At 62.2% G+C, this 16,724-nt stretch carries 15 protein-coding genes; 13 read left to right on the forward strand and 2 right to left on the reverse strand.

The window, feature by feature from the left end; translation table 11 throughout:
- Position 1: 1 nt before the first annotated feature.
- The 8 genes from ATE64_RS08195 (at position 2) to ATE64_RS08230 (ending at position 9,135) form a co-directional block, all read left to right on the forward strand.
- Positions 2 to 1,000, forward strand: a complete 999-nt coding sequence (locus ATE64_RS08195; protein ID WP_058454744.1) for an NAD-dependent epimerase/dehydratase family protein — start codon at positions 2 to 4, stop codon at positions 998 to 1,000.
- A 156-nt stretch (positions 1,001 to 1,156) separates the two neighbouring features.
- On the forward strand, positions 1,157 to 1,876 hold the full coding sequence (locus ATE64_RS08200) for a polysaccharide biosynthesis/export family protein (protein WP_058454745.1): 720 nt from the start codon (positions 1,157 to 1,159) through the stop codon (positions 1,874 to 1,876).
- A gap of 115 nt (positions 1,877 to 1,991) precedes the next feature.
- The gene (locus ATE64_RS08205) at positions 1,992 to 4,175 is read left to right on the forward strand and encodes a polysaccharide biosynthesis tyrosine autokinase (protein ID WP_058454746.1); all 2,184 of its coding nucleotides are present in this window, start codon (positions 1,992 to 1,994) and stop codon (positions 4,173 to 4,175) included.
- 45 nt (positions 4,176 to 4,220) lie between these two features.
- On the forward strand, positions 4,221 to 5,414 hold the full coding sequence (locus ATE64_RS08210; protein ID WP_156418165.1) for a hypothetical protein: 1,194 nt from the start codon (positions 4,221 to 4,223) through the stop codon (positions 5,412 to 5,414).
- A complete protein-coding gene (locus ATE64_RS08215) occupies positions 5,404 to 6,843 on the forward strand; it encodes an O-antigen ligase family protein (protein ID WP_167541757.1) in 1,440 nt (479 codons plus the stop codon). The genes ATE64_RS08210 and ATE64_RS08215 overlap by 11 nt, the downstream gene beginning before the upstream one ends.
- A gap of 2 nt (positions 6,844 to 6,845) precedes the next feature.
- Entirely contained in the window at positions 6,846 to 7,535 is a 690-nt protein-coding gene (locus tag ATE64_RS08220; RefSeq protein ID WP_058454749.1) for a sugar transferase, read from the forward strand.
- Positions 7,532 to 8,437, forward strand: coding sequence for a formyltransferase family protein (locus tag ATE64_RS08225; RefSeq protein ID WP_058800292.1), 906 nt, complete (start codon positions 7,532 to 7,534; stop codon positions 8,435 to 8,437). The genes ATE64_RS08220 and ATE64_RS08225 overlap by 4 nt, the downstream gene beginning before the upstream one ends.
- Positions 8,434 to 9,135, forward strand: coding sequence for a PIG-L deacetylase family protein (locus tag ATE64_RS08230; protein WP_058454751.1), 702 nt, complete (start codon positions 8,434 to 8,436; stop codon positions 9,133 to 9,135). The genes ATE64_RS08225 and ATE64_RS08230 overlap by 4 nt, the downstream gene beginning before the upstream one ends.
- A gap of 21 nt (positions 9,136 to 9,156) precedes the next feature.
- Here the strand turns inward: ATE64_RS08230 and ATE64_RS08235 are convergent, their stop codons facing one another.
- Positions 9,157 to 10,335 (reverse strand): DegT/DnrJ/EryC1/StrS aminotransferase family protein, encoded by a 1,179-nt coding sequence (locus ATE64_RS08235; protein ID WP_058454752.1) that lies wholly within the window; start codon positions 10,333 to 10,335, stop codon positions 9,157 to 9,159.
- Between the two features lie 192 nt (positions 10,336 to 10,527).
- Here ATE64_RS08235 and gmd point away from each other — a divergent pair, with 192 nt between their 5' ends.
- From gmd to ATE64_RS08260, 5 genes are read left to right on the forward strand one after another with little or no spacing between them, the layout of a single operon-like run.
- Positions 10,528 to 11,562, forward strand: a complete 1,035-nt coding sequence (gene gmd / locus ATE64_RS08240; protein WP_058454753.1) for a GDP-mannose 4,6-dehydratase — start codon at positions 10,528 to 10,530, stop codon at positions 11,560 to 11,562.
- 1 nt (position 11,563) lies between these two features.
- Complete coding sequence (locus ATE64_RS08245) at positions 11,564 to 12,442, forward strand: GDP-mannose 4,6-dehydratase (protein ID WP_058454754.1); 879 nt, start codon at positions 11,564 to 11,566, stop codon at positions 12,440 to 12,442.
- A gap of 32 nt (positions 12,443 to 12,474) precedes the next feature.
- Complete coding sequence (locus ATE64_RS08250; RefSeq protein ID WP_197410125.1) at positions 12,475 to 13,500, forward strand: glycosyltransferase; 1,026 nt, start codon at positions 12,475 to 12,477, stop codon at positions 13,498 to 13,500.
- The gene (locus ATE64_RS08255; protein ID WP_058454755.1) at positions 13,500 to 14,786 is read left to right on the forward strand and encodes a hypothetical protein; all 1,287 of its coding nucleotides are present in this window, start codon (positions 13,500 to 13,502) and stop codon (positions 14,784 to 14,786) included. Before ATE64_RS08250 ends, ATE64_RS08255 begins: the two co-directional genes overlap by 1 nt.
- Entirely contained in the window at positions 14,783 to 16,021 is a 1,239-nt protein-coding gene (locus ATE64_RS08260) for an O-antigen polymerase (RefSeq protein WP_058454756.1), read from the forward strand. The genes ATE64_RS08255 and ATE64_RS08260 overlap by 4 nt, the downstream gene beginning before the upstream one ends.
- Before the next feature lie 6 nt (positions 16,022 to 16,027).
- Here ATE64_RS08260 and ATE64_RS08265 read toward each other — a convergent pair whose 3' ends face one another.
- On the reverse strand, positions 16,028 to 16,648 hold the full coding sequence (locus ATE64_RS08265) for an acetyltransferase (protein WP_058454757.1): 621 nt from the start codon (positions 16,646 to 16,648) through the stop codon (positions 16,028 to 16,030).
- Positions 16,649 to 16,724: the final 76 nt, after the last annotated feature.

A 16,724-nucleotide genomic window follows, 5' to 3' on the forward strand; every position in this document is an offset into this window, starting at 1 on the left:
CATGGCTATCCTGGTCACCGGTATCGCAGGATTCATCGGAATGCATGTCGCGGCAAGGCTGCTCGCGCGCGGAGAAACTGTCGTAGGCATCGACAATTTCAACGATTATTACGCCGTTGCCCTGAAGAACGCCCGCATCGCAGAGTTGGAACGCTGCGGCGCCGACCGGCTCACCGTCCACACCGCCGATATCGGCGACGAGGCGGCGCTGGCGTCGGCGCTTGGGACTGTGAATTTCGACCGGATCGTCCATCTCGCCGCGCAGGCAGGGGTGCGTTATTCGATCGACAACCCCGCTGCCTACGTCCGTTCGAACCTTGCCGGGCATCTCAACATCCTCGAACTCGCGCGTCATCGCAACGTGGCGCACCTCGTCTATGCCTCCTCTTCCTCGGTCTATGGCGCCAACAAGAGCATGCCTTTCAGGGTCGAAGACCGCACCGACCATCCGATCTCGCTTTACGCCGCGACGAAGCGCGCCGACGAATTGATGAGTGAAACCTACGCGCATCTGTTCCGCATCCCGCAGACAGGGCTGCGCTTCTTCACCGTCTATGGCCCGTGGGGACGCCCCGACATGGCGCTGTGGAAATTCACGGCGAACATCCTCGAGGGCAAGCCGATCGACGTCTACAATCACGGCGATATGCAGCGCGACTTCACCTATATCGACGATATCGTCGACGGTGTGCTGCGCAGCCTTGATCATCCCCCGGCCGACGACGGCAAGGAAAAGGCGGGCGGCTTTACCACCCCGCACCGAATCTATAACATCGGTAACAACCAGCCCGAGCCTCTGATGGATCTGATCGCGACGATCGAGGCGGCGTGCGGACGCAAGGCGGCGCTCAATTTGCTGCCGATGCAGGATGGCGATATCTCCGCCACCTATGCCGATATTGACGCTATTGGCGCCGATCTCGGCTTTGTGCCGTCCACCGGCATCGAAACCGGCGTACGCAACTTCGTCGACTGGTATCGAGCCTATTCGGGCGACTGATTAAATATCAAATATATCACGGATAATACTAATTTTATTTACATTTTCCATGCCGAGCAGCAAGGGTGGAAAACGAGTGCGCGATCCAGATGTTCCTCGGTAGCCAAGCGATCGGGCCTGTGCTAGACGCGCGCCGCCCAGTGGAGTTTTGACTGAATGTTCCTACGCTTGATTCCTGTTTTTCTTTTGATTTCCCTAGCAGGATGCGCGGGGGTCCGTCCGCTTGGCGGGCCGGAAGGGATCAAGGTTGTTCAAGCGTCCGACCTGCCGCCACCACCGGGGATCGAACCCGGCCAGCCGGTCCGGCCGTATCGGGTCGGCGTCAACGATGAACTGCTCGTCGATGTTATCGGCTTCGAGGAATTGCAGGACCGCAAGTTCGTCGTGGATTCGACCGGCCACATTTCTGTACCGCTCGCTGGATCGGTCATGGCCCTTGACCGGACACCCCGTGAAATTGAGGATGAACTGGTTGACCAGTTGCGTCGCAATCATGTGCGCAGCCCGATTGTAGCGGTCAACATGTCGATCAACCGCAGCCGGCGCGTGACGGTCGACGGACAGGTCAAGGAACCCGGCCTCTATCCCGTCTCCGCCAGGTTGACGCTGATGCAGTCGGTAGCGCTGGCCAAGGGCGTCGAGGAATTCGCCAAACAGGAAGATGTTGTGGTTTTCCGCACGGTCGGCAACGAACGGATGGTCGCGCTGTACAATCTGGCTGCCATTCGGCGCGGCGCCTATCCCGACCCTGAAGTCTTTGCCGACGACGTCGTCGTCGTCGGCGAATCGCGCGCTCGGCGCCTCTTCCGCGACATCATCCAGAGTGCGCCGCTCCTCGTGAGTCCGCTCGTGGCGATTCTGAACGACAATAATTAGGATGGACCACTCCGCGCCTGAATCCTCACGATTCGCATAGAGCTGTCTTCGTACCCCTAGATTTTTACTGAGTGGCTGCCCCGGCGGTAAGCATTTTCGAGATTGAACGACGATCATGAATTACGTGAAAGACATGCCAACCGCCGCGACCGACACCGGAGCCGCGATTCCACCGCTCCTGCATTATTGGCGTATCTTCATCCAGCGCCGCTGGATCATCCTCGCCATCGTCAGTTCGACGCTGATCGCGGCCATTATCTATACCCTGCTTTCGACGAAACTCTACACCGCGACGACGCGGATCGAGGTGGCACGCGAGGAGGCGAAGGTCACGAACGTTCAAAGTGTGCAAGCTGACGTCAGCAACGACGATCTCGAATTCTACCAGACGCAATACAGCCTTCTGGAAGCGCGCTCGCTTGCCGAACGTGTGGCCCGCGAGTTGAAGCTCGCGCGGAACAAGGAATTCATCAAAAACGAGAATATCCGCCTGTCGGGAATCGACTTTTTCAGCGACGTCGATCCTGCCGAACTGACGCGGGCGCAGCAGGAGGAACTTGAGGCGAAGATCGTGAAGGCGCTGCGCAACCGCCTGTCGATCAGCCCGATCCGCCAGTCGAGCCTGATCGACATCAGCTATACAAGCAACGATCCGGAGCTTGCGGCGCTGATCGCCAATACTTGGGCCAAACAGTTCATCGCGTCGAACCTCGACCGCCGCTTCGCTTCCACGGCGGATGCGCGACAGTTCTTGCAAACGCGGATCGACGAGCTTCGCGAGCTGCTCGAACGGTCGGAACGTAGCCTCGTCGGCTATTCGGCGGATAAGGAAATCATCGCGCTGACCAGCGAAGAAGGCAATGACGGCAGGACGCGCACGTTGAAAACGCTCGCCTCGGCGAATCTGGAGGCGCTGAATAACGCGCTTGCCGAAGCGACCGCGGCGCGCGTCGAAGCAGAGAGTGCGGCGAAACAGTCGGGGATCAACACGGCGACGCTGACGAACCTCGCGCTCAACGGCATGCGCGAAAAGCGCGCGCAGGTCGCGTCCGATTATGCACGCGTCCTGGTCCAGTTCGAGCCCGACTACCCCGGAGCAAAAGCGCTGAAATCGCAGATCGATGCCCTCGACCGCTCAATCGCGGCCGAAGAGCGCCGGATCCTGTCCAGTTCCAACACAACCTATCGTCAGGCGTTGCAGCGCGAGAATGACCTGCGTGTCCGCGTGAACAAGCTGAAGGCGGCGCTGATCGACCAGCAGCGGTCCGGCATCCAGCTCAACATCATCCAGCGCGATGTCGACACCTATCGCCAGCTCTATGACGGCCTGCTCCAGCGCTACAAGGAAATCGGCGTTGCTGGCGTGGGGCAGAATAATATTTCGGTGATCGATCGTGCCAAGGTGCCCGACAAGCCGTCGCGCCCCAGCATGCCGATCAACCTTGCGTTGGGCCTGCTTGCCGGCCTGCTCCTGTCGGGCGGCGTGATCTTCGCGCTCGAACAGATCGACGACAGCATCCAGGATCCTTCGGACGTCAGCCGCAAGCTAGGTCTCCCTCTGCTCGGGACCGTTCCGGCGCAGGACGAGGATACGCTGCGCGATGATATCCGCGATCCCAAGACAGACATTTCCGAGGCGGTATTGTCGTTGCAGACGAACCTGTCCTTCCTCACCGATCACGGCGTACCGCGATCCTTCATGCTCACCAGTTCGCGAGCGTCCGAAGGCAAGTCGACCACCTCGCTCGCGCTGGCAATTTCGCTGGTTCGCATCGGTCGCAAGGTTCTGCTCGTAGATGCCGACATGCGATCTCCCTCTGTCAACGAATTGCTCGAGCTCGCCAACGATCACGGTCTCAGCAACTTTCTGGCCGGCGCCGACGACTGGCGGGCTCTGATCCAGCCGACCGATATCACGGGTCTTTCCGCGCTGACCGCCGGGCCGATCCCCCCCGCTTCGGCCGCCTTGCTCGCAACGCAGCGCTTCAACGGGCTCATCGCAGAGGCTTCGGGTGCCTATGATCATATCGTCATCGACGCCCCGCCGGTGATGGGTATGGCCGACGCGCCGCTGCTGTCGCAGAAGTGCGAAGGCGTGATCTTCGTGATCGAATCGGGTGGCGTCCGCGTCCGTGGCCTCCAGAATGCCATCGGTCGCCTGAATTCCGTCAACGCAAAGCTCTTCGGCGCTGTCGTCACCAAGCTGGACGTTCGCAAGCAGGGTCTGCTCTATGGCTATGGCTATGGCTATGGATACGGCTATGGTGCGGATCGCTGGGAAGAGGACGACCGCGACTGATGCTCGGCATCCGCCCAACGGGACGAAGCAAGATTCAGGTTGGACATGTCAAAAATCACTAGATTCTGGCCCCTCCTCCCCGCCATATTGCTGGCGGCGGTGGCAGGATCGAATTCGGTCTCCAATGTGTTCAAGCGTTCCTCTCCCGAACTCGCCATCGCGGCGTGGCCGGGACAGGCGGTCGCCTACAACAGCATCGCCGATCGGTTCGGAGAGACCCAAAAGCCATCGCAGGCCCAGCTGCGCCGCAGCGTTTCGGCCGCCCGAAACGCGCTGGCCATCGAGCCAAGCAACGCCCGCGCGCTCCGGACCATGGGCTTGCTTGCCGAGCGCAAGGCGGTCGATCTCGACCCCAAGCGCCTGATGTCGCTCGCTTCGCGCTATTCGCGGCGCGATCTGGCGACGCAGATATGGTTGATCCAGGATGCGGCAAAGCGGCGTGATTATGCTGCCGTGGTCTCGCATGGCGACGCCGCGCTCCGTACCAACGAGGGCAGCCGCAAGCTGATCCTGCCGGTATTTGCCGCGGCCTTGGCCGACCCCAATATGGCGCCTCCCATTGCCGCGCGCCTGCGCCGTCCCACGACCGATTGGGCCCAGCATTTCTGGGCAACCGTTCCCAAGACGCCGCAAAGCTTTTCCAATGTTCCGGCGTTGCTGCGCTCGCTGAAGGCGACCAATGCCCTCCCCGACCCCGGCCTGTTGGCGGACATCGTTGCCGCGATGATCTCGCGCGGACAGTTGGCTATCGCCGCCGATACGGTCGAAGCCGCGCTGCCGGGCAAAAATATCATCGTACGCAGCGGCATGAACGACCGCCAGTTCGCGCCGGGCAAGGGGCCTGCACCCTTCGAATGGCAATATGTCGAGACCGGCCAACTGGATGCGAAGCCCGTCCGCGACGGCGGCCTCTTCATTGACGTTTCACGCAGTGGCGGCGGCATGGTCGGCCGGCGACTACTCGCCTTGCGCCCGGGCCTCTATACGCTGCGCGCAGAAATCAAGGCGGAAGACGCGCCGCAAAAGGAAGTGCCTTTCATCCGGCTCCGCTGTGCCGAGGGTCGCACGGCTCGCGACTTCGCCTTCACCAACGACAAGGGCCGCTTGCTTGTGAATAGCAAGGTCGATGTCGCGCCGGAGTGCCGTTTCCAATGGCTGGAACTGCAGTCGCCCGCCGTCGAACGTATCGACATCCGGTCCAGCGAACTGGTCCATCTGGAGATCCGCCGTGCTAGCTAAGCGCAAGACCCGAGGCACGATATTTCCGAAACGGGCGCCCGGAACGGCGATCCCGAAGCAGTGGCGCAGCTTCCTGCTTGTCGGACTGTTTCTGTTTTTCATCTTTCTGACCGGCGGAGCATCGCGAAGCGAGGTCATGTCGCTTCCCTTCCTTCGCGGCGTCAGCGCACTCGTCATCGGTTTCGCGCTTGTCGGCATTTCGCGCGACGAGCTTCAGTCGGTGCGCCAGCCATTGATGCTATGCGGCCTCATGGCGGTGTTGATTGCACTGCAACTGGTTCCGTTGCCGCCGGAAATTTGGAGCAGTCTGCCTGGACGCGCCCCGCTTCTTGATACTTACGCGGCCCTTGGAACCGAACCCGGCTGGCGGCCGCTGAACATGGTTCCCTATCTGGGCTGGAACAGCCTGTTTTCGCTGGTGGTCCCCGTCGCGGCGCTGCTCGCCTTCGCTCGGCTCCACTGGATCGATCGGCGGCGCGTCCTGCTCGTGATCGGCGCGATCGCGCTGGTTTCGGCGCTTTTTGCGGTGATCCAGATCAGCGGCGAGCCAGGCGGTCCTTTCTATCTCTATGCAATCACCAACCCGACCACCGGCGTTGGCCTGTTCGCAAACCGTAACCACCAAGGCTTCCTGCTCGCGACAACGATCCCCATTCTCGTTGCCTGCTGGCAGCTTAGCCGGGGAAGCAACGGAATGCCGCGCTTCCATATTTCGGTCGTGGCCGGGCTCGTCATCTTCCTGTTCGTTTTGCTCATGGCGACCGGCTCCCGCGCAGCGTTGCTGCTCGGCGGCGGCGCCCTCTTGGTTGCGCTCATGCTGGTCGAACCCTCGGCCCGCATCCTGACGATCGGCAAGAAAAACCGACAGCGCAGGATCGACTTGCGCATCGCCGTGCCCGTTGCCGCCATCATCCTCGCCGCGACGCTGACCCTGCTGACCGGACGGACCGAAGCAGTGGACCGTCTCGCCGGGCAGAGCTTCGACGAGGAACTGCGCTTTGCCCTATGGCCGCCGATAGGAGACATGCTTCACGCATCATTCCCGTTCGGTTTCGGCGTCGGCACCTTCGCCGAAATGTATCGCTGGTTCGAACCCGAACCCCTGCTTCGCCTTTCCTATGTCAACCAGGCGCACAATGATCTCTTCGACCTGTTCCTGTCTTTCGGACTGTTCGGGGCCCTGCCCCTTCTCTTCGGACTATTCTGCTGGTTCCGCGCGTTGCCGGCTGCCCTGCGCGGCGCCACCCCCAACGATACGTTCGACGACATGCTGATGCGCCGGCTCGGCCTGCTTCTGATTCTGATCCTCGCGGCGGCGTCGCTGGTCGACTACCCGCTCCGCATCCCGTCGCTAATCACGCTGTTCATGCTGGCAATGGCCTGGGCAAGCGGCGCGGCATCGAAACCCGTCAACGGTCTGGGCCGGTAAGGATGATGCAACAGCCGGGGATCGAGGCCACCGCCACGCCGCCGACGGCTTCTGTCATAACCGCCGGCAAGCGCTGGAGCACAATGCAGCCCTTTCGCGACGCCCTTCTCGTGCTGCTCGTGTCGCCCTTGTTGCTACCCCTCGCGATTGCCACCGGCATCGGGGTTGGTCTCCGGCTCGGACGCCCGATCCTGTTTCGTCAGGAACGGCTCGGCCTGAATGGAGCGCCGTTCCACATCGCCAAGTTCCGGTCGATGAGCGACGCGCGCGATGCGTCGGGTGCGCTCCTCCCCGACTCGCAGCGGCTCGACGCCTTCGGGCGCGCGATCCGGCGCTTCCGGGTCGACGAGCTCCCTGCCTTTTTCCAAATTCTGTCGGGCCGCATCGCCCTCGTCGGCCCGCGCCCACTTCCCGCTTCATCGATTGACATCCATCCGCTCGGCCACCTCCGCCTTGCGGTGAAGCCCGGCTTCACCGGTCTCGCCCAGATTTCGGGCAACACCCTGCTCGACACTGACGAGAAATTTGCGATCGACTGCCTCTATGCGGCGAACCAGAGCCTCGCCGGGGACGTTCGAATCCTGTTTATGACCGTCGTCACCATCCTGCGCGGAGAGCGGCGCGACGAGCTGGTGATCGCCGAAGCGCGGGCAAAGTTTCCGGATTTTTTCGGCGGGGACGAACCGCGATGAAGAGTGTAGTCATTGGCGCAGTCGAATCCACAAGGATCACGCTGGAGTCGTTGGCCGCCGCGGGTACTCCGGCATCGCTGCTGATCACCCTGCCCCACACGCTTGCCGCCAACCACAGTGACTTTGTCGATCTCGCGCCTACCGCGGCGGCGGCGGGAACGCCGTGTCTTCGCGCCGCCGACGTAAACGCTGACGACATAATTGCCGAAGTTGCGGGGATCGCGCCCGACATCATTTTCGTGGTCGGCTGGTCGCGGCTGGTCAAGGCGCCGTTGCAGGCTTTGGCTCGTACCGGGGTCATCGGCTATCATCCGACGTTGCTGCCACTGATGCGCGGGCGGGCAGCCCTTGCCTGGACGATCCTGCTCGACGTTTCGACGACCGGCGGCACGCTGTTCTGGATCGACGATGGCGTCGACAGCGGCGACATAGCCGCCCAACGCGAGTTCGCGCTGTCGGGACGAGAATATCTCGGCGACCTGATGACGATGCAGATGGACGCGCTCCGGTCGATGTTGGAAGAGCTGGTACCGCGCCTCGCCGAGGGCGAACGACCGGCCCGCGCGCAACATCATGAACTCGCGACCTACCTCGCGCATCGCCGCCCCGAGGATGGACTGATTCTGTGGGACCAGCCGGCCGAAACAATCTGGAGGCAGGTGCGCGCCGTGTCGCGCCCATACCCCGGTGCCTTTACGCGCGTCGACGATGGCGTCATGAAGATCTGGCGGGCAAGGGTCGCCGACCATCCCGAATGGCACGCGCAAACAGGACAGATTTTCATGACAGTCGACGATTGTCCCGTGGTGCGCTGCGGCGACGGGCGCGACCTGGTGATCGAGGAATTGGAAATGGTGCGCGCGAAGAAGCCGATCGGTCAGAAACGATTGGGGCGCCCGTGACGGACCACGTGCGCCGATCGCTCGTCATCGCCCCGCATGCCGACGACGAAACGCTGGGGATGGGCGGAACGATCGCACGAAAGCTCGCCGCTGGCGAAGTGGTGACGGTGGCCGTCATGACCGGCCACGGCGACGCGCCGCACCCGCTCTGGAAACCCGAATTGTGGGATGCCATCCGTGCCGAAGCCGCACGCGCGATGAGCGCGCTCGGCGGCGCCAGACTGGTCTTCCGCGAATTGCCCGCGTCCTGCCTGTCCGAACATCCGGCACATGCCATCAACGCCGCGGTCGCCTCGGTGATCGCCGAGGTCCGGCCGCACGAACTCTACCTGCCCTATTACCACGACTTGCATCAGGATCATGGGGCGCTTTGCTATGCCGGGCTCGTCGCGGCGCGCGCCTATCTCCCGGCGAGCCGGGAGATCGCTCTCGTCGCCATGTACGAGACCCCGACCGAAACCCACTTGATGCCTGCGAGCCTCGCGCCGCCCTTCACACCCAATCATTATGTCGAGATTGGCGCAATGCTTGACAAAAAGCTCGCCGCCTGGCGGCAGTACGAAAGCCAGCAGCAAGAAGGACCCGCGCCCCGATCACCCGAAGCGCTCACGGCACTGGCGCGCTGGCGCGGCGCGGAAATCGGCGTCGATGCGGCAGAAGGCTTCATGATCGTCCGCAACGTCCTGCGGGCGGATTGAGGAACTTCGCAGCGCTGCGTTCTACCGCTTCGCTTTCTCCAACACCGTTGTAACCACTTCGAGGATCCGCGCGAGTTGAGCATCGGTGATCGTGGGATGTGTCAGGAACATCAGGCTCGTCTCGCCGAGTTCCCGCGCAGCAGGCAACCTTTGGAGCGGACGCAGGCCGGTATCGTCGAAGGCCTTTTCCAGATAGACTTCTGAGCAGCTGCCGTGAAGCAGCGGAACGCCCATTTCGACGACCTCCTGCACGATGCGATCGCGGGTCCAGCCGGTCGCCAGCGCAGCCCCGTTCACATAGGCATATTGGCGGTAATAGGCGTGCGAATGTCCGGCCGGGGGGACCGGCACCCGGACGATATCGGCAAAGGGCGCGAGGGCGTTAGCGATCGCTCCGCCGATCGCGCCGCGACGCGCGGACCATTGCGGCATCCGCCCCAGTTGCAGGCGACCGATCGCCGACTGCATCTCGAGCATCCGCCAATTGGTACCGAAACTGTCATGCACCCACCGAAACCCCGGCGAATGCTGCTTCTCATAGACCGAGGACCAGTTCTTCCCATGATCCTTGTACGACCACATCAGGCTCCACAATTCCTCGTCATCAGTCGTCACCATGCCGCCTTCGCCGCCGGTCGTCATGATCTTGTCCTGGCAGAAGGACCAGGCGCCAATACGGCCGAAGGTGCCGACCGATTTGCCGTGGATCGCAGCGCCATGCGCCTGCGCGCAATCCTCGATCACCGCGATCCCGTGTGATTCGGCAAGGTCCATAATGGCGGGCATGTCAGCAGGCCAGCCGGCAAGATGTACGGGAATGATTGCCCTGGTCCGCGGCGTGATCCGCGGCGCGATCGTCGCGGCGGAGATATTGCCACTGTCGCGATCGACATCGGCGAAAACCGGGATGGCGCCCGCCGTGACGACGCACGAGATGGACGCGATGAAGGTTCGGGGGGTAACAATCACCTCGTCCCCGGGTCCGATGCCGAGCGCACGAAGGGCAAGATCCAGCGCCAGCGTGCCGTTGGCGACAGCAACCCCACGCCGCGCGCCACACCAGTCAGCGAACTCGCGCTCGAAATGCCGCCCTTCTTCGCCCGTCCAGTAATTGACCCGGTTCGACAGCAGGACGTCCCTGACGCGATCGGCTTCCTCGCTGGTGAAACTCGGCCAAGGTGCGATGGTCGTATTAAGCAATGATTTCCCTATCGTGGTTGTCGAACGCCCCCCTCGCGGCGCGTTAGCGAAGTGACGGGATCGAGGCAATCGCAATGGCGACCTGTCGCCGCCTACCGCTTGTCTTCGCCCACCCTGTGCGTTAACGGGCAGCTTCGCTTTTAATGGCCGCTGCGCCGATGCCCGTTCCCATCCAGGAAATGATGATTTTTTATGAAGATAGCGATTATTACTGGAATCACCGGACAGGATGGCGCCTACCTGGCCGCATTGCTTCTTGAGCGCGGTTACAAGGTCGTTGGCACGTTCCGCCGGGCAAGCTCGACGAACTTCTGGCGCATCGAGGAATTAGGGATCGCGCAGCACGAAAATTTCGAACTTGTCGAATTCGACCTGACCGATCAGGGGTCAGCTATCCGACTTGTGTCGAAATACCAGCCGGACGAACTCTATAATCTTGCGGCTCAAAGCTTCGTCGGCGTTTCGTTCGACCAGCCAGCGACGACGGCCCACATCACCGGTGTCGGTGCGCTCCATCTGCTTGAGGCGATCCGGATCGTGAAGCCGAATACGCGCTTCTATCAGGCATCGACCTCGGAAATGTTCGGCAAGGTGCAGGCGATTCCGCAGAATGAAGCGACGCCCTTTTATCCGCGCAGCCCCTATGGCGTGGCGAAGCTATTCGCGCACTGGACAACGATCAACTACCGGGAATCATTCGGGATATTCGGATCGTCGGGTATCCTGTTCAACCATGAATCGCCGCTTCGAGGGCTCGAATTCGTGACGCGCAAGATCACCGACGGGACAGCCCGGATAAGTGCTGGGAAGCTCGACTGCCTCGAACTCGGCAATCTCGATGCCGAACGTGACTGGGGCTATGCCAAGGATTATGTCGAAGGCATGGCGGCTATGCTCCAGCATCCTACGCCGGGCACCTATGTGCTTGCGACCAACCGAAAGGCCAGCGTGCGCGATTTCGTGACGATGAGCTTCGCCGCAGCGGGGATCGAACTCGCCTGGTCCGGATCCGGGATCGAGGAGACCGCGCGCGATACCGCGAGCGGTGAGACGCGCGTCCGCGTCAATCCGAAATTCTACCGCCCCGCCGAGGTCGAGCTGCTGATCGGCGATCCCGCGCTCGCCCGTAACGATCTCGGGTGGCAGGCCAAGACCTCGCTCGACGAATTGTGCCGCCTGATGGTCGAGGCCGATATCCGACGGGTTGGCGAGGGTCGGAGTTTCTAGGATGCGTGTCGTCCTGACCGGCGCGTCGGGGTTTACTGGGCGCCACCTGATCGAACGGCTGAAGCGCAAGGGCAGCGAAGTCTTCGCGCTGGGCATGGAATACGTCGACGGCGTCGAGGGGAATCTGGTCGCCGATCTTCGCGACCACGACCGCATGGCGGCATGGCTAAAGGATGTCCGGCCGACGCATATCATCCACCTCGCCGCACTCAGCCATGTCGAGGGCGATGCGCTCGATTTCTACCGCGTCAATGTGATCGGCACCGAAACATTGCTGCTCGCCGTCAAATCCGCAGAGCTCACGCCCGACAGGGTCGTAATCGCGAGCAGTGCCAATCTGTACGGCAACTCACGCCACTCGCCGATAGCCGAGACCGCGCCGGTCAATCCGGCCAATCATTATGCAGTGAGCAAGGCGGCGATGGAATTGACCTTGCTACGCTATCGTGACCGGTTGCCGATCATTGTCACGCGGCCGTTCAACTATACCGGGCCCGGCCAGTCCGAACGGTTCGTCTATGCCAAGATAGCGCGCACCTTTGCGCGCCGTGACCCGGTACTCACGCTCGGTAACATCGCGGTGGCGCGTGATGTTTCAGACGTGCGCGACGTGTGCGAGGCCTATGCGCGCCTCCTCGATGCGCCAGTCGACAATCTGCCAGTGAACATCTGTTCGGGAACTTCGCTCTCGCTCGAACGGACGATCGCGATCCTGCGTGACATCACCGGCCACAGCCCCTCGATCGAGGTCGATCCGGCGCTGATACGCGGCTCGGACATCCGCGAACTCACCGGCGATCCCAGTCGTCTTTATGAACTTGTCGGCAGCTGGGATCGGGTCGACATCCGGCAAACGCTCGCCGACATGCTGGCGGACTGACCCCGATTCGGGGTCGGTAAGGGTCGACGATCATGCGCATCTGCTTCTTCGCCAATCTTTCGCAGCACGCCAACTGGCGAGAAATGTTCGAGAAAGTCGAATTCTATCGGGTCGACATCGAACTGCTCCGCTCGCTGGGGCACGAGGTCGTTCTGGCCGGGACGCCTAGAGGAATTGACTGGTCGGCCGACCTCTATTACGGCTGGTGGTGGGGGCACGCCCCCTTCCTCCTCCCTCCCGCGAAGCTGCGTCGCCGTCCCCTGATCGTGACAGGGGCCTTCGATTATGCGACCTGCCGCGAGGAACTGCCAGGGCTCTGCTATCTGGATCGCCCGGCGTGGCAGCGGACGATATTGTCGTCGATGCTCCGCCTTGCTGACGCCAACCTGTTCATTTCACAATATGAATTCAATGAGGTGACCGACAATCTGAAGGTCCGCAATCCCGTCTCGGTTCCGCTGGCGATCGACACCGATCTCTGCATCGTCGACGATGCGGCGTCTCCGGGCGACTATTACTTCACCGTATCGCTGCAAAGTCGGGAGAATGCGGTCCGGAAAGGTCTGCCACAGGCGATCGAGGCTTTCGCCAGGGTTGCACGCCAACGCCCCGAAACGCGGCTAATCATCGCCGGCAAGCGGGGCGATTATACCGCGACACTCGCCGCGCAAGCGGAGGCGCTCGGTGTAGGCGACCGGGTAGAATTCCCGGGCATGATTAGCACCGAAGACAAGCTGCGCGCCTTTCGCGAATGTATCGCCTACGTCCAACCGACGCTCTATGAGGGCTTCGGGCATGCGGTCGGCGAAGCCTTGGCCTGCGGGGCCGACGTCGTCGCCGCGAGCCGCGGGGCGGTTCCCGAAGTGACCGGCGGTCTCGCCCAAATAGTCGACCCGAAGGATGTTGACGCGATTGCCGATGCGATGCTGGCCTGCGCCGCGAACCGGGCCGACGGCGCGACCCGTCACGCGCGGCACAACTGGATCGTGTCGAATTTCGGCATGAACGTCCGGCGCGAACGACTGCGCCGCGTCATCAGCGACGTGACGGGGCGATAGTGCGCAATCTCCTGCAACGACTGCCGGCACTGTGGCAGAGCGAATATGCGGCTCTCCTCGTCCTGATCGTTTCGATTCAGGGCACTGTGCTCGTCAGCCAAGCGGTCGCCGCGATCTTCTTCGATCCGGTTTTCATTGGCAAGATCCGGACCTTTGAAAGCGGCTTTTCGGTCATGCTGCTGATTGCCGGGTTCGGGGCTCCCGGGCTCGCGATCCGTGAACTCGCCGCGTCCCGTCACGACCCCGAACTCGCAGGCACGCAGTTTCGCAATCTCATATTGCTGCCGGTCATGGGCGCTGTGATCGCGCTCGTCGTCGCCGTTCCGCTACAGCACGTCGCCCACCCAGCCTTTTCGATCGGTTTCCTCTCGCTTGCCGCGGCAGCGTTGCTTCTCGCGCTCGTCAACACCGTGCGCCTGCTGAGCGCGGTCGGCCAGGCGATAGGCGCAACGCGAACTATAGCCTTCGCGGTGCTCGTCGGCGCGATGCTCAGCGGCATGGCGCACCTCGCCGGTGCGCTGGGTGGGACGCTCGAAAGCTGGCTCATGGGCCGCGTCGCGGGAGAGACGATTCTGCTGATCTTTCTGATCATGTCATTCCGCCGTTTCCTTCCGACGAGCGCGGGCTGGCGCTTTCACTCGACCCGCTTTCTCCGGCTTATCGCACGATCGACGACGGTGAATCTCGGACTGATTACGCGAATGGCGGCCGATAGCGCGCCGATCCTGATGTTGGGCTTCGCTGTCGCTGCGGCCGTCCACGCCGGGACGGGCGACGAGATCGCGCTAAGATCCAATGTCGGCTATTTCGGCATCGCAACCCTGCTTTTGTCGCTCGGCATGCTTCCGATTTCGGTTGTCTGCCAGCAGGCGATTCCTTACCTCACCCGCGCCGAATCCGGCGATGACCGCCTGACAATTCGGCGCGCAACCTTGCTCCGCGCGGTGGCGGTCGCACTGTCGGGAGCGTGGCTCATCGGAATGGCACTGCTCATCCTGACCTTGGTGGGACTAGTGGACTGGGCAGCAGCCTCGGCGGCACTGGCGCTCCTGCCATCGCTGTTCCTCAAGGCGATCGCGGCGACCTGCGGAAGCGTGCTGCTCGCGTCCGACCGCCTGTCTCCGCCTATGTGGGTCAACTTGGCCGAACTCGGTGCGATCGCAGGCGTTTTCGCTTGTGCGGACCAAGCTTATGGTGTTTCGGTCGCCGTCGTGGCGACCTTGATTGGCAGCGTAATCTCCGCGGGCGGCATGCTGATGATCGAGCTTACCGGAGCGAAGAAATGAACCGTATCGACTGGCTGTCGCCCAAGCCATTGTTCTTAATCATTCTGCTCCTCGGCGTCTATGTTCCCGCCTACGCGTTCCTCAAATATGACGACTGGTTCAGCAAGATCTGGCCGTTCCTGTTTTTCAACAAGCTGAAGACGACGCTGGAGGTGATGGGCATTTATGCCGCGGTCGCCGCAACGTTCGTCGTCGCGCATCGCCGCGCCGTCCGAAAGCCGTACACCGGAGCGATCCGGCCGATCCAGCACCACATATTCCACCGCCTGAACTTCATCCTGATCGGGGCCGGGCTCGGCACCATCGGATTGATCCTGTTCTTCGTCGGCGGCATCGGCGGCCTGCTTGAGGGCGCGTCGGACCGGACGCGCGCCTTCGCTGGCATCCAGGGGCTGTTCCTGTTCCTCAACACCCTCGCCTCTGCGATCATTGTCTGGTCGCTGCGCCTGATGACGCGGCCGACTCTTCTGTCGGAAAAGGTCTCTTTTCTCGGCTTTCTGATGGTGGCGCTGCTCATCCTCGCGCTTCAGGGCCAGAAGAGCACGCTGTTCATCCTGATTGCCGCGGTGGGCATCATCTTCCATGTCCGGATTCGCCGCTTCACCCTACCCGAAATCCTGATCGCGACATTCGCGCTCTATTGCGCGCTGATGTCCTACCACATCTACAAGCAAGAATATCTGGTCCTTGGCCGCGTCGTGTCGCTGTCGAGCGGCGGGCAGTTTTGGGACACCTTCTACCAGTTCCTGAACCAGCAGTTTTTCGGCAACTTCATGCAGTTGCAGACGATGGCGGTGCTCGTCGAAGGCATGCCGATCCCGCTGCAATATCAATATGGCGCGACCTATTGGGCGGGCATCACGCTGTTGATTCCGCGCTCGCTCTATCCGGACAAGCCGCTGCCCTCGACAGGGACGTTCACCGAGGCATTTTGGCCTGACGCATGGCGCGCAACGGGAACGACGCTGCCAGCCGGGGTCTTCGGCGAAGGCTATATGAACTTCGGCATCGCCGGGGCGCTGTTCGTCGCGTGGATCGCGGGCACATTTTACGGACGGATCGAATGCCGTCGCAAGGCCGATGTCGATGATGATTTCGGTCTGATCCTCTACGCCGTGATGGTCGCAGCGATGCTTCACTATTTCCGCGGGGAGCTCGCATCGGTGACCTATACCGCGCTGTCGATCGTGCTGCCCTGCATCGTCGTCACACGCCGGTTGAAGGCGGCCGCCTGAAACCCGTCAGCCATGCGAGCAGCTGGGCCGCATCGGTCCGGCGGGATTGCCGACGACAGTGGCAAAATCGGGAACGTCGCTGACGACCACCGCGCCCATGCCAACGGTCGCCCCGCGCCCGATCCGGATATTCTGACGGATCAACGCGCCCGACCCGATATAGGCATGATCCCCGATTTCCACCCCGCCGTTACAGCAGGCTGCGGGCGCGAAAGTCACAAAATCGCCGATCCGACAGTCGTGCGCGACATAGGCGTACATGTTGCACTGGAACTGCCGCCCGACCACTGCCGCCGCGTTGATCATCGTGAAATCGCTCACCAGCGCCCCTTCGCCAAGCGTCGCGAACGGGCTGACCAGCGCGGTCGACGCAATCATCGATCCGATACGGCACCCCATTGTGACCAGTCGCCGCTCTATTTCTTCCCGCGCGCTGCCGCTTCCGACCGCGATATAGATCGTGTCGTCAGGCCCCAGTTCGGCAGAATCGAGGACGGGCAGGTCGAACATCGCGCCGCCGCCGCCGTCGGTCGCAAAACAGATGGTCTCGCTGGCTGCAAGCCTACGCCGCAGCATGTCCGCGACTTCCCTGCCGTGTCCGCCATTCCCGAAGATGATGTGCCGCATGGACAGGGCATGCTTCAAGGCGAATTCTTCGTCAAGTTCAGGCGCCTGAGGTTGCGCGGCAGGGGCAGGATCGCTA

This window comes from Sphingopyxis sp. H073 (assembly GCF_001468395.1).
Taxonomy (GTDB): Bacteria; Pseudomonadota; Alphaproteobacteria; order Sphingomonadales; family Sphingomonadaceae; genus Sphingopyxis.

Bases quoted from the DNA above. Each gene is read 5' to 3' on its own strand.
- ATE64_RS08225 (WP_058800292.1), top strand. From the start codon at position 7,532: ATGAAGAGTGTAGTCATTGGCGCAGTCGAATCCACAAGGATCACGCTG.
- ATE64_RS08200 (WP_058454745.1), top strand. From the start codon at position 1,157: ATGTTCCTACGCTTGATTCCTGTTTTTCTTTTGATTTCCCTAGCAGGA.
- ATE64_RS08245 (WP_058454754.1), top strand. From the start codon at position 11,564: ATGCGTGTCGTCCTGACCGGCGCGTCGGGGTTTACTGGGCGCCACCTG.
- ATE64_RS08210 (WP_156418165.1), top strand. From the start codon at position 4,221: ATGTCAAAAATCACTAGATTCTGGCCCCTCCTCCCCGCCATATTGCTG.
- ATE64_RS08250 (WP_197410125.1), top strand. From the start codon at position 12,475: ATGCGCATCTGCTTCTTCGCCAATCTTTCGCAGCACGCCAACTGGCGA.
- gmd (WP_058454753.1), top strand. From the start codon at position 10,528: ATGAAGATAGCGATTATTACTGGAATCACCGGACAGGATGGCGCCTAC.
- ATE64_RS08220 (WP_058454749.1), top strand. From the start codon at position 6,846: ATGATGCAACAGCCGGGGATCGAGGCCACCGCCACGCCGCCGACGGCT.
- ATE64_RS08195 (WP_058454744.1), top strand. From the start codon at position 2: ATGGCTATCCTGGTCACCGGTATCGCAGGATTCATCGGAATGCATGTC.
- ATE64_RS08265 (WP_058454757.1), bottom strand. From the start codon at position 16,648: ATGCGGCACATCATCTTCGGGAATGGCGGACACGGCAGGGAAGTCGCG.
- ATE64_RS08260 (WP_058454756.1), top strand. From the start codon at position 14,783: ATGAACCGTATCGACTGGCTGTCGCCCAAGCCATTGTTCTTAATCATT.
- ATE64_RS08205 (WP_058454746.1), top strand. From the start codon at position 1,992: ATGAATTACGTGAAAGACATGCCAACCGCCGCGACCGACACCGGAGCC.